At 67.5% G+C, this 19393-nt stretch carries 15 protein-coding genes and 3 rRNA genes; 17 read left to right on the top strand and 1 reads right to left on the bottom strand.

Annotation, left to right across the window (positions count from 1 at the left end; genetic code table 11):
* Positions 1–9: 9 nt before the first annotated feature.
* Positions 10–2106: a protein kinase domain-containing protein gene (locus ACTWJ8_RS18395; protein ID WP_443264549.1), complete on the bottom strand. Its 2097-nt coding sequence runs from the start codon at positions 2104–2106 to the stop codon at positions 10–12.
* Between the two features lie 125 nt (positions 2107–2231).
* Between ACTWJ8_RS18395 and ACTWJ8_RS18390 the strand changes: the two genes are divergently transcribed.
* The 17 genes from ACTWJ8_RS18390 to ACTWJ8_RS18310 all read left to right on the top strand — a co-directional run bounded on the left by ACTWJ8_RS18390 (position 2232) and on the right by ACTWJ8_RS18310 (position 19276).
* Positions 2232–2528: an SH3 domain-containing protein gene (locus ACTWJ8_RS18390; RefSeq protein ID WP_356389653.1), complete on the top strand. Its 297-nt coding sequence runs from the start codon at positions 2232–2234 to the stop codon at positions 2526–2528.
* 49 nt (positions 2529–2577) lie between these two features.
* On the top strand, positions 2578–3078 hold the full coding sequence (locus ACTWJ8_RS18385; protein WP_356389651.1) for an EamA/RhaT family transporter: 501 nt from the start codon (positions 2578–2580) through the stop codon (positions 3076–3078).
* A gap of 31 nt (positions 3079–3109) precedes the next feature.
* Positions 3110–3877 carry a class I SAM-dependent methyltransferase gene (locus ACTWJ8_RS18380; RefSeq protein WP_356389649.1) on the top strand — a complete coding sequence of 256 codons (768 nt, stop codon included), beginning with the start codon at positions 3110–3112 and terminating at the stop codon, positions 3875–3877.
* Positions 3878–3952: 75 nt separating this feature from the next.
* Positions 3953–4723: an ABC transporter ATP-binding protein gene (locus ACTWJ8_RS18375; RefSeq protein ID WP_443264547.1), complete on the top strand. Its 771-nt coding sequence runs from the start codon at positions 3953–3955 to the stop codon at positions 4721–4723.
* A gap of 17 nt (positions 4724–4740) precedes the next feature.
* Complete coding sequence (locus tag ACTWJ8_RS18370; RefSeq protein WP_356389645.1) at positions 4741–5478, top strand: ABC transporter permease; 738 nt, start codon at positions 4741–4743, stop codon at positions 5476–5478.
* A 104-nt stretch (positions 5479–5582) separates the two neighbouring features.
* A complete protein-coding gene (gene proC, locus ACTWJ8_RS18365; RefSeq protein WP_356389643.1) occupies positions 5583–6407 on the top strand; it encodes a pyrroline-5-carboxylate reductase in 825 nt (274 codons plus the stop codon).
* Between the two features lie 668 nt (positions 6408–7075).
* Positions 7076–8601, top strand: a 16S ribosomal RNA gene (locus ACTWJ8_RS18360).
* Positions 8602–8904: 303 nt separating this feature from the next.
* Positions 8905–12028 (top strand): 23S ribosomal RNA (locus ACTWJ8_RS18355).
* A gap of 90 nt (positions 12029–12118) precedes the next feature.
* Positions 12119–12235, top strand: a 5S ribosomal RNA gene (gene rrf / locus ACTWJ8_RS18350).
* Together the 16S, 23S and 5S rRNA genes form the textbook arrangement of a ribosomal RNA operon.
* A 69-nt stretch (positions 12236–12304) precedes the next feature.
* Complete coding sequence (locus ACTWJ8_RS18345; protein WP_356384600.1) at positions 12305–12949, top strand: HAD family hydrolase; 645 nt, start codon at positions 12305–12307, stop codon at positions 12947–12949.
* Positions 12950–13028: 79 nt separating this feature from the next.
* Positions 13029–14267, top strand: a complete 1239-nt coding sequence (locus ACTWJ8_RS18340; RefSeq protein WP_443264545.1) for an MFS transporter — start codon at positions 13029–13031, stop codon at positions 14265–14267.
* The gene (locus tag ACTWJ8_RS18335; protein ID WP_356383907.1) at positions 14218–15393 is read left to right on the top strand and encodes an acetoin utilization protein AcuC; all 1176 of its coding nucleotides are present in this window, start codon (positions 14218–14220) and stop codon (positions 15391–15393) included. The genes ACTWJ8_RS18340 and ACTWJ8_RS18335 overlap by 50 nt, the downstream gene beginning before the upstream one ends.
* Positions 15394–15546: 153 nt before the next feature.
* Positions 15547–16362 carry a phosphatase gene (locus ACTWJ8_RS18330; RefSeq protein WP_356383910.1) on the top strand — a complete coding sequence of 272 codons (816 nt, stop codon included), beginning with the start codon at positions 15547–15549 and terminating at the stop codon, positions 16360–16362.
* Between the two features lie 129 nt (positions 16363–16491).
* On the top strand, positions 16492–16701 hold the full coding sequence (locus ACTWJ8_RS18325) for a helix-turn-helix domain-containing protein (protein WP_266711274.1): 210 nt from the start codon (positions 16492–16494) through the stop codon (positions 16699–16701).
* Positions 16702–16850: 149 nt separating this feature from the next.
* On the top strand, positions 16851–16949 hold the full coding sequence (locus ACTWJ8_RS18320) for a 30S ribosomal protein bS22 (protein WP_003948845.1): 99 nt from the start codon (positions 16851–16853) through the stop codon (positions 16947–16949).
* 204 nt (positions 16950–17153) lie between these two features.
* Complete coding sequence (locus ACTWJ8_RS18315; protein WP_356383913.1) at positions 17154–18227, top strand: NAD-dependent epimerase/dehydratase family protein; 1074 nt, start codon at positions 17154–17156, stop codon at positions 18225–18227.
* 14 nt (positions 18228–18241) lie between these two features.
* Positions 18242–19276, top strand: coding sequence for a lysophospholipid acyltransferase family protein (locus tag ACTWJ8_RS18310; RefSeq protein WP_443264543.1), 1035 nt, complete (start codon positions 18242–18244; stop codon positions 19274–19276).
* Positions 19277–19393: the final 117 nt, after the last annotated feature.

The raw sequence follows: 19393 nt of genomic DNA, 5'->3' as shown, positions 1-19393 counted from the left end.
CCTCCGGCGCTATTCCGTGACGGCACCGAACACGGTGCCGTCCGGAGCGCTTCCGTACACCCGGCCGTCGTGCACGACCGGGGTCCGGAGATCGGCCACCACCCGGTCCGAGCGCTTGCCCGGACGCGGGCTGCTCTGCCCGGCCGGGGCCCCGGTCCGCCGGTCCACGGAGAGCAGCCGTCCGTCGGGGGCCATCACGTACACACGGTCGGACGCGGGGTCCACGGCGGGCGCCGAACCCTGACTGACCGAGGTCTCCGAGCGCCACACCTGCTTGCCCGACGCCAGGTCCTGCGCCACCAGCGCGCCGCCCGCCGCCAGCAGATACGCCCGGTCGCCGCGCACCGTCACCGACGCGGCGGGCAGCGCAAGGGACAGCCGTACGCGGCGTGCCACCGACCCGTCCGTGAGCCGGTGGCCGACCAGGGCGACGGTCTCGTCGGACGCGTTGCGCTCCTGGCACCACACGAGACCGTCGGACACCCCGACCGGGGTGCCAGGCGAACCGTGCTGCCAGCGCACCGCGCCACTTCGCGCGTCGACCGCGCTCATCAGCATGCTCGTCCCGTCGGCGGCGGGCGTCGACGCGTAGACGAGATCCCCGCCCAAGGCCGCGAGTACGGGCTGGGACGCGGCGGATCCGGGCAGCCGATGCCGCCACCGCGCCTTGCCGGTCGCACTGTCAACGGCGCTCAGCGTGCCGTCCGGCGCCGCGAGCAGCACCCGCCCCGCCGCCTGCCGCACCTGCCCCTGGTACCGCGACACATCCATCGACCACCGCGTCCTGCCCGTATCGGGGTCCATGGCGACGAGCCGGGAGCCGTCCGGTTCGAGCGCCTGCACCAGCCCGCCCGACACCACCGGCGCCGTCACGCCACCGCCCCCGTCGCCCCCGCCCGCCTTCCGCCGCCACCGCACGGACCCGTCCCGCGGGTCGACCGCCACGGCGAGCGTGCCGGTCCCGGCGCAGTTCAGGCTCCCGGCCCCGTACGCGCAGACGGGCGCGGCACCGGAGCCGACCTCGCGCTGCCACGGCCGGAAGGCCGCACCGGGCGAGCCCGCGGGAGCCGTACGGGTCCCGGTCCCGGAGCCGCCGTCCACGAGGAACGGCACGGTGAGCGCGCCCCCGAGCGCGAGCACCCCGACGACGCCGGCCAGTGTGCGCCGCCGCTTCCGTGCCCCGCCGTCGACGACCGGGGCCGCCGGCTCCTCCGCCACCTCGACGACCGGCTCGATCGGCCCCCGCTGCGCCGGAATGAACACCTGTGTCTCGTACCGCCCCGCGATCCGCCGCAGCCGCCCCATCAGCTCGTCCGGCGTCGGCCTGTCCTCCGGCTCCTTCGCCAGACAGTCGAGCACCAGCGGCGCGAGCTCCTCCGGCACCCCCGACACGTCCGGCTCGTCGTGCACCACCTGGTACGCCACGACGTAGGGGCTGTCGGAGTCGAACGGCCCGCGGCCCGTCGCCGCATGCACGAGCAGCGAGCCGAGCGCGAACACGTCGGCCGCGGGACCCACCTCGCGGGGCCGCCGGAACTGCTCGGGCGCCATGAACGGCGGCGTACCGATCAACTTGCCCGTCTCCGTGCGCAGTTCGCTGTCCTTGGGCCGCGAGATCCCGAAGTCGATGACCTTCGGGCTGTCCTCGGCGAGCAGCACATTGCTCGGTTTCAGATCGCGGTGCACGACCCCGGCCCGGTGGATGTCGCGCAGCGCCTCCGCGAGCCCCGCCGTCAGGTGCCGCAGCCGCGCGGCCTCCATCGGCCCGTTCCGCTTCACGTGCTCGGCGAGCGTGGGTCCGGGAATGAACAGCGTGGCCATCCACGGCCGTTCGGCCTCCGGGTCGGCGTCCACCACCGGCGCCGTGAAGGCCCCGCTGACCCGCCGCGCCGCCGCCACCTCCTGCCGGAACCGCCCCCTGAACTCGGGGTCCTCCGCGAACTCGGCGTGCACCACCTTCACCGCCAGCGGCAGCCCCGCCGCCGAACGCGCCAGGTGCACGACGCCCATGCCGCCCGCGCCGAGGCGCTCCTCGAGCCGATAGTGCCCGGCGTACTCCGGAAGTTCCGCTTCCGCACCGGTTCCGATGCTGTTGTGCGACGGCATGTCCACGCCCCCCGTGGCTGATGAACGGGCCTTGCTAGCCTGCGTGTTCGACATTTCAGCACACATATTTCAACGGGCCCTCAATGAACGTTGAACGGTACGGGCCCGACGGGGGAGGCACCGTCATGGCAGTCGAGGAACAGCCCGCCCAGTCCGTGGAGGCGGCGGCAGCGGCGATGTACTTCCCGGTGGCACCGGGCTACAACGTGAACGTGCGCAGCGGCCCCGGCACCCAGTACCGCGTGGTGCGCGTGCTGCCGCTCGGCGCGAAGGTCCCGATCTTCTGCCAGAAGCCGGGCCAGACGGTCACGGGCCCGTACGGCACGTCGAGGATCTGGGACAACATCGGCGTCGGCGAGTACGTCTCCGACAGCTACGTGAAGACGGGCAGCGACGGCTACGTCGCCCCGCGCTGCGCCTGAGCGAAGCCGGGGCGGGGCCGGGCGGGGCCGTCCGGTGATAATCGAGGGCGTGAGCGACGAAACCGGCACCCCCAGCACCTCCCCGACCCCGGGGCCCCAGCCCGAGGAGATCCGCTTCTTCGGCACGACCTGGGTCGACCACAGCGGGAACTACGGCCTGCGCCGCGCCGCCGTCGGCATCGGCGCGCTCGTCCTCGCCGTCGCCGGCTGCTTCGTCCTGCGCTTCGCCTACGAGGGCCTGGCCATCGCCGACGTCGGCTCCCTCGTGAACGTGCTGCTCGTCGTCATGTTCGCCGTGTGCAGCGCGCTCGCCTTCGCCCGCACCCGCACCGGCTTCACCGAGCGCCTCGACCCCGAGAAGCAGGCCTCGCTGCGCGGCTTCATGGCCATCGGCTTCGTCGGCGTCCTGGTGGCGTACGCGCTGCGCTGCCTCGTCGAGGCCCCCGGCGAGAAGCTCCGCCGCGAGGAGTACGAGACGGCCCGCGAGCAGTACGAGCGCCGCACGAAGCGCCGCACCGGCAACCCGGCCAAGAAGAAGCGCAAGTCCTGACGGCGGGGCCCACCGGGCGCACCATGGCGCCATGACCTCCGACCCCGCTTACGCCCTCTCCTTCGACGCGGTCGCCCAGCAGTACGCCACCGCCCGCCCCGGCTACCCGCCGCAGCTCTTCGACGCCGTGCAGGACCTTGCCGGCCTGCCGCTCCACGGATCACGCGTCGCCGACGTCGGCGCGGGCACCGGCATCGCGACCGCGTCGCTCACCGCGCGGGGCGCCGACGTCGTCGCCGTGGAACCGGGCCCCGGCATGGCCGCCGAACTCCGCCGCGCCCACCCCGGCATCCCCCTCGTCCGCGCCCTCGGCGACGCCCTCCCGTTCGCGGACGCGAGCCTCGACCTCGTCACGTACGCCCAGTCCTGGCACTGGACCGACCCGGCGCGCTCCGTCCCCGAGGCGCTGCGCGTGCTGCGGCCCGGCGGCGCGCTCGCCCTGTGGTGGAACGTCCCCGACCCCGACGCCGCCTGGACCGTCGACCAGGAGAACCGCCTCAGGGACCGGCTCCCCGGCTACCACCGGCACGGCGTCAGCTCCGACGCCCCGCGCCTCATCACGGCCCTCGGCCTCGACCCGGCACCCGTCCCCGTCACCCGCCGCCTGCACTGGACGCGCCGCATCCCGCTCGACACGCACCTGGCCCACCTCGCGAGCCGCTCCTACTTCGCGGTCCTCGGCCCCGAGCGCTCCGCCCCCGTCCTGGCCGACGAGCGCGCCCACCTCCTGCGTGTCTTCCCCGACGGCATCGTCGAGGACGCCTACGCGGTGGAACTCACGGTCGTCCGCCGCCCCTGACCCCTTCTCCGGCCGCGCCGCACATCCGCACACGCCTTGACGGCTCACTCCGGCAGGAGGATTATTCATCATGTGATGAATAAAACGCAGTCGCCCGCCGTGGACGCCGCCGGACTCACCGTCGTCCGAGGCCCCCGCACCGTCCTGCGAGGCCTGGACTTCACCGTCCCGCGCGGCCAGATCACCGGCCTGCTCGGCCCCTCGGGCTGCGGCAAGTCGACCCTCATGCGTGCCGTCGTCGGCACCCAGGCCAAGGTCACCGGCACCCTCACCGTCCTCGACCACCCGGCAGGACACCCGAAGCTGCGCTCCCGCGTCGGCTACGTGACCCAGGCACCCTCCGTCTACCTCGACCTCTCCATCCGCCAGAACCTCGACTACTTCGCCTCCGTCCTGCTCCCCGGCAGGTCCGCCGCCGACCGCCGCGCCGCCGAGGTCGACCGCGTCCTCACCGACGTCGACCTCGCCACCCACGCCGACGCCCTCGCAGGAAACCTCTCCGGAGGCCAGCTCAGCCGCGTCTCCCTCGCCGTCGCCCTCCTCGGCACCCCGGAACTCCTGGTCCTCGACGAACCGACGGTCGGCCTCGACCCCGTCCTCCGCCGCGACCTGTGGAACCTCTTCCACGAACTCGCGGCCCGCGGCACCACGATCCTCGTCTCCTCGCACGTCATGGACGAGGCCGAGCGCTGCCACCGCCTCCTCCTCATGCGCGAGGGCGAACTCCTCGCCGACGACAGCCCCGACGCCCTCCGCGAGCGCACCGCGACCCCCACCGTCGAAGAGGCCTTCCTCCGCCTCGTCGACGAGGCCAACGCGGCCACGTCCCGCCCCACCACCCACTGACGCACCGGGATCCCGCCATGAACACGTACCGCACGACCGCCACCGCGCTCCGCGTCCTGCGCCAGCTCCGCCACGACCCGCGCTCGATCGCCCTGATGCTGCTCGTCCCGTGCGTGATGCTCTTCCTGCTCCGCTACGTCTTCGACGGCAGCCAGACCACCTTCAACTCCATCGGCGCCTCGCTCCTCGGCATCTTCCCGCTCATCACGATGTTCCTGGTGACGTCCATCGCCACCCTCCGCGAACGCACCAGCGGCACCCTCGAACGCCTCCTGTCCATGCCCCTCGGCAAGGCCGACCTGATCGGCGGCTACGCCCTGGCCTTCGGCACGGTCGCCGTCGTCCAGTCCCTCCTCGCCACGGGCCTCGCCCTCTGGGTCCTCGACCTCGACGTCACCGGCTCGGCCTGGCTCCTCCTCCTGGTCGCCCTCCTCGACGCCCTGCTCGGCACGGCCCTCGGCCTCTTCGTCTCGGCGTTCGCGGCATCGGAGTTCCAGGCGGTCCAGTTCATGCCGGCCGTGATCTTCCCGCAGCTGCTGCTCTGCGGCCTGTTCACCCCGCGCGACCAGATGCAGCCGGTCCTGGAGGGCATCTCGAACGTGCTCCCCATGTCGTACGCCGTCGACGGCATGAACGAGGTCCTCAAGCACACCGACCTCACCGCCACGTATCTGCGCGACGCCGTCATCGTCGCGGGCTGCGCCCTCCTGGTCCTCGGCCTCGGCGCGGCGACCCTCCGACGCCGCACGGCCTGAGACCCCGCGCCCGTTCCGCCCACCGGACATCCGCGAACGGTGGGCACGGCCGATGCGAGGATGCCTCCCGACGGACGACGCACACGGAAGGCAAGGCCCCGCTCATGAGCCAGCACACCCGCCACAAGGTCGCCGTACTCGGCACGGGCAAGATCGGCGAAGCCCTGCTCAGCGGAATGATCCGCGGCGGCTGGGCGCCGAGCGACCTCATGGTCACGACCCGCCGCCCCGAGCGCGCCGAAGAACTCCGCACCCGCTACGGCGTCACCCCGGTCACCAACCAGGAGGCGGCCAAGCAGGCCGACACCCTGATCCTCACGGTGAAGCCCCAGGACATGGGCACGCTGCTCACCGAGCTCGCCCCGCACGTCCCCGCCGACCGCCTGATCATCAGCGGCGCCGCCGGCATCCCCACCACCTTCTTCGAGGAGCGCCTCCCCGAGGGCACCCCGGTGGTCCGCGTCATGACCAACACCCCGGCCCTCGTCGACGAGGCGATGTCCGTCATCTCCGCGGGCACCCACGCCACGGCCGCGCACCTCACCCACGCCGAGGAACTCTTCGGCTCGGTGGGCAAGACCCTGCGCGTCCCCGAGTCCCAGCAGGACGCCTGCACGGCCCTCTCCGGCTCGGGCCCCGCGTACTTCTTCTACCTGGTCGAGGCGATGACCGACGCCGGCATCCTGCTCGGCCTCCCGCGCGACAAGGCCCACGACCTCATCGTCCAGTCCGCCATCGGCGCGGCCACGATGCTCCGCGACAGCGGCGAGCACCCGGTGAAGCTCCGCGAGAACGTGACGTCCCCCGCCGGCACCACGATCAACGCGATCCGCGAACTCGAGAACCACGGCGTACGAGCCGCCCTCATCGCCGCACTCGAAGCGGCCCGCGACCGCAGCCGCGAACTGGCCTCCGGCAACAACAGCTGACCGCCGGACGGGCCCGAGGCGCGAAGTTGACACGCCCCGGGCCCGTCCGTAGTGTTCTCCGAGTTGTCCGCCGTGAGCGCCGACTCCGGTCGGTCCCCGGGCAACCATTCCGCAGGACCTCTCAAACGCACGACGACTGACTTCTGTTCGGTCGTCGTATGCGTTTCTGTGCGCTTTTGCGAAATGAGGAATCCACGTTCGAAAGGACGGGCCCCGATTAGCTCGGGGGCCGGGAATCCGCTAAAGTCTCACTCGTCGGAACGGCCCAACAGCCGCGAGGACAAGCCCCTCTGACTGGGAATCAGGCCCGAAAGGATCTGATAGAGTCGGAACCGCCGGAAGGCCGAAAGGCCGGAAAGCACCGAGGAAATCGGATCGGAAACGATCTGATAGAGTCGGAAACACGAAATACCGAAGGGAAGCGCCCGGAGGAAAGCCCGAGAGGGTGAGTACGAAGGAAGCGTCCGTTCCTTGAGAACTCAACAGCGTGCCAAAAATCAACGCCAGATATGTTGATACCCCGTCTCCAGCATCCGCTGGGACGAGGTTCCTTTGAAAAAGTCCTGCCGGTCTTTGATCGGTAGGCGCACAGCGAGGACGCTGTGAACGGTCGGATTATTCCTCCGACTGTTCCGCTCTCGTGGTGTCACCCCGATTACGGGGAAACATTCACGGAGAGTTTGATCCTGGCTCAGGACGAACGCTGGCGGCGTGCTTAACACATGCAAGTCGAACGATGAAGCCCTTCGGGGTGGATTAGTGGCGAACGGGTGAGTAACACGTGGGCAATCTGCCCTGCACTCTGGGACAAGCCCTGGAAACGGGGTCTAATACCGGATGACACTCTTCTCCGCATGGTGAAGGGTTGAAAGCTCCGGCGGTGCAGGATGAGCCCGCGGCCTATCAGCTTGTTGGTGAGGTAGTGGCTCACCAAGGCGACGACGGGTAGCCGGCCTGAGAGGGCGACCGGCCACACTGGGACTGAGACACGGCCCAGACTCCTACGGGAGGCAGCAGTGGGGAATATTGCACAATGGGCGCAAGCCTGATGCAGCGACGCCGCGTGAGGGATGACGGCCTTCGGGTTGTAAACCTCTTTCAGCAGGGAAGAAGCGAAAGTGACGGTACCTGCAGAAGAAGCGCCGGCTAACTACGTGCCAGCAGCCGCGGTAATACGTAGGGCGCAAGCGTTGTCCGGAATTATTGGGCGTAAAGAGCTCGTAGGCGGCTTGTCGCGTCGGTTGTGAAAGCCCGGGGCTTAACCCCGGGTCTGCAGTCGATACGGGCAGGCTAGAGTTCGGTAGGGGAGATCGGAATTCCTGGTGTAGCGGTGAAATGCGCAGATATCAGGAGGAACACCGGTGGCGAAGGCGGATCTCTGGGCCGATACTGACGCTGAGGAGCGAAAGCGTGGGGAGCGAACAGGATTAGATACCCTGGTAGTCCACGCCGTAAACGGTGGGCACTAGGTGTGGGCAACATTCCACGTTGTCCGTGCCGCAGCTAACGCATTAAGTGCCCCGCCTGGGGAGTACGGCCGCAAGGCTAAAACTCAAAGGAATTGACGGGGGCCCGCACAAGCAGCGGAGCATGTGGCTTAATTCGACGCAACGCGAAGAACCTTACCAAGGCTTGACATACACCGGAAACGTCCAGAGATGGGCGCCCCCTTGTGGTCGGTGTACAGGTGGTGCATGGCTGTCGTCAGCTCGTGTCGTGAGATGTTGGGTTAAGTCCCGCAACGAGCGCAACCCTTGTTCTGTGTTGCCAGCATGCCCTTCGGGGTGATGGGGACTCACAGGAGACCGCCGGGGTCAACTCGGAGGAAGGTGGGGACGACGTCAAGTCATCATGCCCCTTATGTCTTGGGCTGCACACGTGCTACAATGGCCGATACAATGAGCTGCGATACCGCAAGGTGGAGCGAATCTCAAAAAGTCGGTCTCAGTTCGGATTGGGGTCTGCAACTCGACCCCATGAAGTTGGAGTTGCTAGTAATCGCAGATCAGCATTGCTGCGGTGAATACGTTCCCGGGCCTTGTACACACCGCCCGTCACGTCACGAAAGTCGGTAACACCCGAAGCCGGTGGCCCAACCCCTTGTGGGAGGGAGCTGTCGAAGGTGGGACTGGCGATTGGGACGAAGTCGTAACAAGGTAGCCGTACCGGAAGGTGCGGCTGGATCACCTCCTTTCTAAGGAGCATCTAGCGTCCCCTCGGGGATGCCAGAGCCACTACGTCGGCAAACGTTCGACGGTGGATAGCTCATGGGTGGAACGTTGATTATTCGGCACACTTGACCTGCTCTGGTCGCGAGTACTGCTTCGGCGTGGAAAGCGAGATGGAGGGGCGAGGGTGTCGGGCACGCTGTTGGGTGTCTGAAGGTACGGCCGCGAGGTCGCCTTCAGTGCCGGCCCCGGTGAAGCGCCAAGGTTCTTGGTGTGTGACGGGTGGTTGGTCGTTGTTTGAGAACTGCACAGTGGACGCGAGCATCTGTGGCCAAGTTTTTAAGGGCGCACGGTGGATGCCTTGGCACCAGGAACCGATGAAGGACGTGGGAGGCCACGATAGTCCCCGGGGAGTCGTCAACCAGGCTTTGATCCGGGGGTTTCCGAATGGGGAAACCCGGCAGTCGTCATGGGCTGTCACCCGCTGCTGAATATATAGGCAGTGTGGAGGGAACGCGGGGAAGTGAAACATCTCAGTACCCGCAGGAAGAGAAAACAACCGTGATTCCGGGAGTAGTGGCGAGCGAAACTGGATGAGGCCAAACCGTATACGTGTGAGACCCGGCAGGGGTTGCGTGTGCGGGGTTGTGGGATCTCTCTTGATCAATCTGCCGGTTGGTCGACGAGTGAGAAACCGTTGATGTAGGCGAAGGACATGCGAAAGGTCCGGCGTAGAGGGTAAGACCCCCGTAGCTGAAACGTCAGCGGCTCGTTTGAGAGACACCCAAGTAGCACGGGGCCCGAGAAATCCTGTGTGAATCTGGCGGGACCACCCGTTAAGCCTAAATATTCCCTGGTGACCGATAGCGGATAGTACCGTGAGGGAATGGTGAAAAGTACCGCGGGAGCGGAGTGAAATAGTACCTGAAACCGTGTGCCTACAAGCCGTGGGAGCGTCGGATATGTGCTTGCACATATCTCGTGACTGCGTGCCTTTTGAAGAATGAGCCTGCGAGTTTGCGGTGTGTTGCGAGGTTAACCCGTGTGGGGAAGCCGTAGCGAAAGCGAGTCCGAATAGGGCGATTCAGTAGCGCGCTCAAGACCCGAAGCGGAGTGATCTAGCCATGGGCAGGTTGAAGCGGAGGTAAGACTTCGTGGAGGACCGAACCCACCAGGGTTGAAAACCTGGGGGATGACCTGTGGTTAGGGGTGAAAGGCCAATCAAACTCCGTGATAGCTGGTTCTCCCCGAAATGCATTTAGGTGCAGCGTCGTGTGTTTCTTGCCGGAGGTAGAGCACTGGATAGGCGATGGGCCCTACCGGGTTACTGACCTCAGCCAAACTCCGAATGCCGGTAAGTGAGAGCGCGGCAGTGAGACTGTGGGGGATAAGCTCCATGGTCGAGAGGGAAACAGCCCAGAGCATCGACTAAGGCCCCTAAGCGTACGCTAAGTGGGAAAGGATGTGGAGTCGCAGAGACAACCAGGAGGTTGGCTTAGAAGCAGCCACCCTTGAAAGAGTGCGTAATAGCTCACTGGTCAAGTGATTCCGCGCCGACAATGTAGCGGGGCTCAAGCGTACCGCCGAAGTCGTGTCATTCATGCAACAGCCCCAACGGGTGCATGGATGGGTAGGGGAGCGTCGTGTGCCGGGTGAAGCAGCGCCGGAAGGTAGTTGTGGACGGTTCACGAGTGAGAATGCAGGCATGAGTAGCGATTCACACGTGAGAAACGTGTGCGCCGATTGACTAAGGGTTCCTGGGTCAAGCTGATCTGCCCAGGGTAAGTCGGGACCTAAGGCGAGGCCGACAGGCGTAGTCGATGGATAACCGGTTGATATTCCGGTACCCGCTGTGACGCGAAAGACATCGAATCCAGTGATGCTAAGGCCGTGAAACCGCCCGCGCCGGCTTTGCCGGTGGTGGGAGTGGTGGAGCCGCTGACCCAAGTTGGTAGTAGGTGAGTGATGGGGTGACGCAGGAAGGTAGTCCAGCCCGGGCGGTGGTTGTCCCGGGGTAAGGGTGTAGCCCGTGCGGTAGGTAAATCCGTCGCACATTGAGGGTGAGACCTGATGCCGAGCCGATTGTGGTGAAGTGGATGATCCTATGCTGTCGAGAAAAGCCTCTAGCGAGTTTCATGGCGGCCCGTACCCTAAACCGACTCAGGTGGTCAGGTAGAGAATACCGAGGCGTTCGGGTGAACTATGGTTAAGGAACTCGGCAAAATGCCCCCGTAACTTCGGGAGAAGGGGGGCCACTTCTGGTGATCACTCTTGCAGTGTGAGCTGGGGGTGGCCGCAGAGACCAGCGAGAAGCGACTGTTTACTAAAAACACAGGTCCGTGCGAAGCCGTAAGGCGATGTATACGGACTGACGCCTGCCCGGTGCTGGAACGTTAAGGGGACCGGTTAGTCACATTTCGGTGTGGCGAAGCTGAGAACTTAAGCGCCAGTAAACGGCGGTGGTAACTATAACCATCCTAAGGTAGCGAAATTCCTTGTCGGGTAAGTTCCGACCTGCACGAATGGCGTAACGACTTCTCGACTGTCTCAACCATAGGCCCGGTGAAATTGCACTACGAGTAAAGATGCTCGTTTCGCGCAGAAGGACGGAAAGACCCCGGGACCTTTACTACAGTTTGATATTGGTGTTCGGTTCGGCTTGTGTAGGATAGGTGGGAGACTTTGAACCCGGTACGCCAGTATCGGGGGAGTCGTCGTTGAAATACCACTCTGGTCGTGCTGGATGTCTAACCTGGGTCCGTGATCCGGATCAGGGACAGTGTCTGATGGGTAGTTTAACTGGGGCGGTTGCCTCCCAAAGGGTAACGGAGGCGCCCAAAGGTTCCCTCAGCCTGGTTGGTAATCAGGTGTTGAGTGTAAGTGCACAAGGGAGCTTGACTGTGAGACCGACGGGTCGAGCAGGGACGAAAGTCGGGACTAGTGATCCGGCGGTGGCTTGTGGAAGCGCCGTCGCTCAACGGATAAAAGGTACCCCGGGGATAACAGGCTGATCTTCCCCAAGAGTCCATATCGACGGGATGGTTTGGCACCTCGATGTCGGCTCGTCGCATCCTGGGGCTGGAGTCGGTCCCAAGGGTTGGGCTGTTCGCCCATTAAAGCGGTACGCGAGCTGGGTTTAGAACGTCGTGAGACAGTTCGGTCCCTATCCTCTGTGCGCGTAGGAATATTGAGAAGGGCTGTCCCTAGTACGAGAGGACCGGGACGGACGAACCTCTGGTGTGCCAGTTGTTCTGCCAAGGGCATGGCTGGTTGGCTACGTTCGGGAGGGATAACCGCTGAAAGCATCTAAGCGGGAAGCCTGCTTCGAGATGAGTATTCCCACCCCCTTTGAGGGGTTAAGGCTCCCAGTAGACGACTGGGTTGATAGGTCGGATCTGGAAGCACTGTGAGGTGTGGAGGTGACCGGTACTAATAGGCCGAGGGCTTGTCCTCAGTTGCTCGCGTCCACTGTGTTGGTTCTGAAACCACGAACAACCGTCGAAGCCGTCAAGGCTGCGGCTCCGGTTGTGTGTTTCATAGTGTTTCGGTGGTCATAGCGTGAGGGAAACGCCCGGTTACATTCCGAACCCGGAAGCTAAGCCTCACAGCGCCGATGGTACTGCAGGGGGGACCCTGTGGGAGAGTAGGACGCCGCCGAACTCATATTGAAGAAAACCCCCGTGCCATTCGGCACGGGGGTTTTCTGCGTTTAGGGTCGTACGCATGGGCATGCGCTACGACCTCGTCATCTTCGACAACGACGGCGTTCTCGTCGACAGTGAGCCGATCTCCAACACGCTCCTGGCCGGCTATCTCACGGAGCTCGGGCACCCGACCTCGTACGAGGACTCGCTGCGGGACTACATGGGCGCCGCCATGCACCGCGTGCACGACACCGTCCTCGAGCGGAGCGGGCAGCGGCTGCCGGAGGATTTCGACGACACGTTCCACGCCCGCGTATTCGCCGCGTTCGAGCGGGAACTGGAACCGGTCGACGGGGTCGTAGAGGTGCTCGAGCGGCTGAGCGCCGACGGGGTTCCGTACTGCGTCGCGTCGTCCGGGAGTCATGAGCGGATTCGTGTCGGGCACCGGAAGACGGGGCTCGACAGGTTCTTCGGGGACGAGCGGATCTTCAGCTCGCAGGATGTAGGGCGCGGAAAGCCGGCACCCGATCTCTTCCTGTACGCCGCCGAGCGGATGGGTGTGCCGCCGGAGAGGTGCGTGGTCGTCGAGGACAGCCCGCTCGGTGTGCAGGCCGCTGTGGCCGCGGGGATGGACGTGTACGGGTTCACGGCGATGACGCCCGCCGAGCGGCTCACCGGGGCGGACGAACTCTTCGACGACATGCGGGAGTTGCCGCGGCTGCTGGGCTGAAGGGCCCGAGGTCACGGTAGGCCCATGGTTTTGTGATCCATCTACCCATGGGTAGGGCCTGGGCATACGCTGTGCCGCCATGACCGATGGCATACCCGCCGGTGGGCGGCTGCGGTGGGGCCGGGCAGCGCTGGCGTTCAGCTTCTTCGCACAGGGCGCCGCCTTCGCGCTCCTCGTGACGCGGATCCCCGCCATTCAGGACCAGTACGGGATCTCCGACGCCCTGCTGCCCGTGTTCCTGGCCGCCGTGCCCGTCCTCGCCGGGGTCGGCAGCGTAGGAACCGAGCAGCTGGTGAAGCGGGTGCGGCCCAGCCGGGTGCTGCGGTGGTCGCAGCCCGTCGTGCTCCTCGCGCTGATCGGCGTGGGGGCCGGGGACGGGCTCGCCGGGGTGGCCGTCGCGCTCGCGGCCTTCGGGCTCGCCGTGGGGGCGCTCGACGCCTCGATGAACATGCTGGGCGTCAGCCTCCAGCGGGCGTACGGGCGCAGCATCATGCTCGGCTTCCACGCCGCGTACAGCCTCGGCGGGATCGTCGGGGCCTCGCTCGCGTGGGCGGGGGCGCACTGGGACCTGACGCTGTTCGTGCTGTACCTGCCGGTGGCGTGCGTGCTGTTGCCGCTGTGTCTGATGGGGAGCCGGTGGTACGTCGACGGGCGGGCGGCGGACAAGGAGGCCGCGGCCGTCCAGGAGCAGAACAGTGGCGGTCTCGTCTTCAAGGTGCTGCTGCCGCTGTGCCTGGTGATGTCGTTCGCGTACATCGGCGACTCGACCGTCTCCAACTGGAGCGCGAAGTACCTCCAGGACGTGCTGGGGAGTTCGGAGCAGCTGTCCACCGTTCCGTACAACGTCTACATGGTGATGACGCTGATCGGGCGGGCCGTCGGGGACGCGGGGGTGCGGCGGTTCGGGGCCGTGGCGGTGGTGCGGTTCGGGACCGTCCTCGCGGCCGCAGGGTTCGGTGTGGTGGCCGTGGCGCCGGGGCCGTGGGTGGGGATGCTCGGGTTCACGCTGCTGGGGCTCGGGCTGTGCGTGATCGTGCCGCAGACGTTCGCCGCGGCGGGCCGGCTGTTCCCGAAGGCGTCGGACGCGGCGATCGCGCGGCTCAACATCTTCAACTACGTGGGCTTTCTGATCGGTTCGCCGCTCGTGGGGGCGATCGGGGACGCGTGGAGCTACCGCGGGGCGATGCTGGTGCCGATGGCGCTTGTGCTGGTGACGCTCGTGTACGCCCCGTCGTTCCGGGAGCGGGGGGACCGATACGGTGGCGGGCATGAGCGGCCGCGCGCAATTGATGTGGGACCCGGCGGTAGCGGGGTATGACTTCGGGCCCGGACACCCGATGGATCCGGTCAGGCTTGATCTGACGCGGGGACTGGTGGGTGCGTTCGGTCTCGACCGGGACGTGGAGGTCGTCGCGGCCAAGGCGGCCGGCGAGTCGACGCTGCGGCTCGTGCACCGCGAGGACTACGTGGACGCGGTCAAGGCCGCGTCGGCGGACCCGGAGTCCGCCGACCAGTCGTACGGGCTCGGGACCATGGACGACCCCGCCTTCGCCGGGATGCACGAGGTGTCCGCGCTGATCGCCGGGCAGTCGGTGGGGGCGGCGGAGAGCGTGTGGCGGGGCGAGGCGCTGCACGCCGTGAACTTCGCGGGCGGGCTGCATCACGCCATGCCGGGTGCGGCGTCCGGGTTCTGCGTCTACAACGACGCGGCGCTGGCCATCGCGCGGCTCCTGGAGCTGGGCGTCGAGCGGGTCGTGTACGTGGATGTGGACGTGCACCACGGGGACGGCGTGCAGGCGGCGTTCTGGGAGGACCCGCGGGTCCTGACGATCTCACTGCACGAGCATCCCCGTACGTTGTTCCCGCAGACCGGGTGGCCCGAGGAGACCGGGGCTGACGGGGCGGCCGAGGGGACGGCCGTGAATGTGGCGCTTCCGGCGGGGACCGGGGACGCGGGGTGGCTGCGGGCGCTGCACGCGGTGGTGCCGGAGCTGCTGGCGGAGTTCAGGCCGCAGGTGCTGGTGACGCAGCACGGGGCCGATACGCACTTCGAGGATCCGCTGGCGCATCTGGCGGTCTCGCTGGACGCGCAGCGGGCCGTGCAGGTGGCGTGTCACGAGTGGGCGCACGAGTACGCCGACGGGCGCTGGGTCGCGCTCGGGGGCGGTGGGTACGCGGTGGTGGATGTGGTTCCCCGCTCGTGGACGCATCTCGTGGGGATCGCGGCGGGGCGGGAGATCGCGCCCGAGTCGGTGATTCCGGACGGGTGGCGGCAGGAAGTGTTCGCCAGGACGCGGCAGTTGGCGCCGCAGCGGATGACGGACGGGCGGTGGCCCGTGTCGTACCGGGAGTGGGAGGCCGGGTACGACCCGGCGGACCGGCTCGACCAGGCCATCCTGGCGACGCGGCGGGCGTCGTATCCGCTGCGGGGGCTTTTGGCCTGAGGGTGCGGGGTGCGCGGCGACGGGGCGCCGCCTCGCCCACCCTGCCGCCCAAGGCGGCGGGCCGCTCGGTCGTGTGGCGGGGTGTTACTCCGACCGTGGGGTGTTTGGGGGAAACGGGGGTTTCGGGGTGGGCAATGGCGCAGCATCGGGAGGGTGTTGAGCGTCGGGGCGCTGCGTGCGCATTTGTTGGCGGCTCGGCTTGCCGGGCCCGTGGCGACCTCCCGTGAGGAGAGTCTGCGGAGTTACCGGCTCTTCGAAGCCCGCGACCCACGCGTGATGCTCGGGCTCGACCCCGAGTGGGCGTGGGGACGCCGCGATCTGCTGGCGCTGATGGCGGACAAGTGCGGGGTTTCCGGGGACCCGGAGCTCAGAACAGGGCAGGATGTCATCGATCCGGAACGGACGCTGGCCGCCCTCGACGCGTTTGCGGAGCGCATCGGGCGGGCCGCCGAGCGCCGTTCCCCGGTGCTGTTCGGGACGGGCCACCCGCACCGACTGCTCGGTTTCTACGCCGCGTTGGCGGACGCACTGTCGGCGGTGGGCTGCCCCGTCCTCACCCCCGCGCAGGGCCGGAGTGTCGACATAACGACCCGGTTCGGCCTACGCACGTACAACCTCGACTACGACCGGGGAGTCGCGCTGATGCGCGAACCGGGCGCGTACCCGGCGCGAAGTGATACCGGCGCGCACACCCACTCCCCGCTCCCGGTTCGGCTGGTGCTGGGGGCGCTCTCGGAGGCCGGCGAGCCGCTTCCCGAGTTGGTCGTCGGGGACCACGGATGGGTCTGCGGCGCAGGTCAGTTGGGGTTCGACGCCATCGGTCTGGCCGATACGGACGATCCCGCCCTGTTCGTCGGTGAGGCCGAGGGGCAGGTGTCCGTCGTCGTTCCGCTTGATGACGCTGTGCGGTCTGATTACTACCGGCCGCTTACTCGCTATGTACTCAATCGAGCGTGTCTGTCACAGTAGGCGGCCGATCGCTGCTCCTCTTCCCCACTCGCATCACCCGCCTCTACATTGGGGAGTGAGCACGCAACGACGTTGAGTCACCGGAAGGGGAAGCCGGTGGCCGTCGAGTGCGGAAGGTTCAGGTGTGTCATGGCTGCTGACCAGAGGCCTCTATCCGAGGTGGCGTTCCTGACCGTGGCGGAGGTCGCCGCGGTGATGCGTGTATCCAAGATGACCGTGTACCGCTTGGTGCACAGCGGTCATCTGCCCGCGATCCGGGTGGGGAGGTCCTTCCGAGTCCCGGAGAACGCGGTTCACGAGTACCTGCGCGACTCCTATGTGGGGGTGGACGCCGGCTGATCCGAGGGTCCCGCGGACCTCGATTTCTGCTCGGCACTCGGGGCGGGGTAGGCTAGCCCCTCGTAGGTCGTGTGGGCCCCAATGCAGCCCCGCACCGAGTGATTGTCCCCGCGAAGCGGGGGTTGTCCGAGAAGTGAGCGAGGGTAGTCGTGGGCTCTGTTATCAAGAAGCGGCGTAAGCGGATGGCGAAGAAGAAGCACCGCAAGCTGCTGAAGCGCACGCGTGTGCAGCGTCGCAACAAGAAGTAAGGCGACCGCTGCTGAAAAGCGCACCTTGTGGCCCTCTCACCGTCCGGTGGGAGGGCCACATTGCGTTGGGATGGACTTCCGGGTGTGGCTGTCGTCACTTCCCGCATCGAGCGGTCATCACAGCGCAACATCGAACCGCTAACGTGGCCCGCGAGCGATGATTGCGGAGCGCGTCGGGTCTGGGACGGAAGGTAGGCGCTGATCTTGGGCAAGGTCGTGCTCGTGACGGGGGTGGCCCGACAGCTGGGCGGCCGGTACGTACGCAGGATCCAGCGGGACCCCGAGGTGGACCGGGTCATCGGCGTGGACGCGGTGCCGCCCGCGCACCATCTGGGCGGCGCGGACTTCCTGCAGGCGGACATCCGGCAGCCGACGATCGCGCGGGTCCTCGCCGAGTACGGGGTGGACACCGTCGTGCACATGGACGTGACCGGGACCTCGCTGGCCGGTGGCGGCCGGGGCGGGGTCAAGGAGACCAACGTCATCGGCACGATGCAGCTGCTCGGCGCCTGCCAGAAGGCGCCGAACGTGAAGCGGCTCGTCGTGAAGTCCAGCACCAATGTGTACGGGTCGGCGCCCCGCGACCCGGCCGTGTTCACCGAGACGACGCCGCCGAAGTCGCTGCCGAGCGGTGGCTTCGCCAAGGACACCGTCGAGGTCGAGGGGTATGTGCGCGGGTTCGCCCGGCGGCGGCCCGACGTCGCGGTGTGCGTGCTGCGGTTCGCCAACATCCTGGGGCCGACGGCCGATTCGCCGCTCGCCGAGTACTTCTCGCTGCCGGTCCTGCCGACCGTGTTCGGCTACGACCCGAGGCTCCAGTTCGTGCACGAGGACGACGTGATCGAGGTGCTGCGGATCGCCTCGCACGAGCCGGCCAGGGGCACGCTGAACAGCGGCACGTTCAACGTGGCGGGGGACGGGGTACTGCTGCTGTCGCAGTGCTCGCGGCGGCTCGGGAGGCCGACCGTCCCGGTGCTCCTTCCGGCCGTGACCTGGGTCGGCGGGGCGCTGCGTACGCTGGGCGTCACGGACTTCTCGCCCGAGCAGATCCGGCTGCTCACGCACGGGCGGGTGGTGTCGACGGCCCAGATGCGCGACACACTGGGCTTCGCGCCCAAGTACACGACCGCGGAGGCGTTCGCGGAGTTCGTACGGGGCAGGGGTCCAGGACTGCTGCCGCCGGGGGCTCTCGCGGGGGCCGTGGACCGGATCGCCGCGCTGCCCGTCCTGGGCGGGGCCCGCACAGCCAGCCACTCCCCGACGCACAGCGCCAACTGAGGAGCGCAGCAACGATGGCGGACGCCAAGGTCATTCCGTTCGACGACGACAGGTCGCGTGGGGCGGCGGGGAAGGGTGCCGCGCGGCGCGGCCGGGGTGCGCGGCGGGCCGGGGATCCGGTGGCCGTGGGGGAGGTGCGGTCGTTGCAGGTGCCGGAGCCCGAGCCGGTGTCCGAGCCGGAGCCGGAGGAGGCGGAGGTGCCGGCGCGGGGCGGCTGGGACCGGAAGATCGCGGGCGGGCTCGCGTTCCTGCGGCGGCGGATCACCGGGGACTACGACGTCGACGAGTTCGGGTACGACGAGGAGCTCACGGACCAGGTCCTGATGTCGCTGCTGCGGCCGGTGGCGGAGAAGTACTTCCGGGTCGAGGTGAAGGGCATCGAGAACATCCCGTCCGACGGCGGGGCCCTGATCGTCTCCAACCACTCGGGGACGCTGCCGCTGGACGGCCTGATGATGCAGGTCGCCGTGCATGACAACCATCCGGCGAGCCGGCATCTGCGGCTGCTCGCGGCGGACCTGGTGTTCATGCTGCCGGTGGTCAACGAACTGGCGCGGAAGGCCGGGCACACGCTGGCCTGCGCGGAGGACGCGCAGCGGCTGCTCGAGAGCGGTGAACTGGTCGGCGTGATGCCGGAGGGCTTCAAGGGGATCGGGAAGCCGTTCAGCGAGCGGTACAAGTTGCAGCGGTTCGGCCGGGGCGGCTTCGTGTCCACGGCGCTGCGCGCGGGGACGCCGATCGTGCCGTGCTCGATCGTCGGGGCGGAGGAGATCTACCCGATGGTCGGCAACGCGAAGACGCTCGCGCGGCTCCTCGGCTTCCCGTACTTCCCGATCACGCCGACGTTCCCGTGGCTGGGGCCGCTGGGCGCGGTGCCGCTGCCGACGAAGTGGACCATCCAGTTCGGCGAACCGATCCCCACGGACGGCTACCCGCCGGAGGCGGCGGAGGACCCGATGCTGATGTTCAACCTGACGGACCAGGTCCGCGAACAAATCCAGCACACGCTCTACAAACTGCTGGTGCAGCGCAGGTCGGTGTTCTTCTGACGCGTCCGGACGGCCGGGTGGTGAGCTGTCGGCGCGGTCGGTGGCCGGTGGCCGGACGGAGTCCGGCGCGGCTGCCCGAAGCCTGCGGAGCAGCGCGAGGGCAGCAGACGAGAGGGG

Source organism: Streptomyces sp. SDT5-1 (assembly GCF_052245995.1).
Classification (GTDB): Bacteria; Actinomycetota; Actinomycetes; order Streptomycetales; family Streptomycetaceae; genus Streptomyces.
This window is presented reverse-complemented; position numbering and strand designations above follow the sequence as displayed.

Coding starts and splice junctions, on each gene's coding strand:
- ACTWJ8_RS18395 (WP_443264549.1), bottom strand. CDS start 2,106: ATGCCGTCGCACAACAGCATCGGAACCGGTGCGGAAGCGGAACTTCCG.
- ACTWJ8_RS18325 (WP_266711274.1), top strand. CDS start 16,492: ATGGCTGCTGACCAGAGGCCTCTATCCGAGGTGGCGTTCCTGACCGTG.
- proC (WP_356389643.1), top strand. CDS start 5,583: ATGAGCCAGCACACCCGCCACAAGGTCGCCGTACTCGGCACGGGCAAG.
- ACTWJ8_RS18310 (WP_443264543.1), top strand. CDS start 18,242: ATGGCGGACGCCAAGGTCATTCCGTTCGACGACGACAGGTCGCGTGGG.
- ACTWJ8_RS18380 (WP_356389649.1), top strand. CDS start 3,110: ATGACCTCCGACCCCGCTTACGCCCTCTCCTTCGACGCGGTCGCCCAG.
- ACTWJ8_RS18340 (WP_443264545.1), top strand. CDS start 13,029: ATGACCGATGGCATACCCGCCGGTGGGCGGCTGCGGTGGGGCCGGGCA.
- ACTWJ8_RS18370 (WP_356389645.1), top strand. CDS start 4,741: ATGAACACGTACCGCACGACCGCCACCGCGCTCCGCGTCCTGCGCCAG.
- ACTWJ8_RS18375 (WP_443264547.1), top strand. CDS start 3,953: ATGAATAAAACGCAGTCGCCCGCCGTGGACGCCGCCGGACTCACCGTC.
- ACTWJ8_RS18345 (WP_356384600.1), top strand. CDS start 12,305: ATGCGCTACGACCTCGTCATCTTCGACAACGACGGCGTTCTCGTCGAC.
- ACTWJ8_RS18335 (WP_356383907.1), top strand. CDS start 14,218: ATGAGCGGCCGCGCGCAATTGATGTGGGACCCGGCGGTAGCGGGGTAT.
- ACTWJ8_RS18390 (WP_356389653.1), top strand. CDS start 2,232: ATGGCAGTCGAGGAACAGCCCGCCCAGTCCGTGGAGGCGGCGGCAGCG.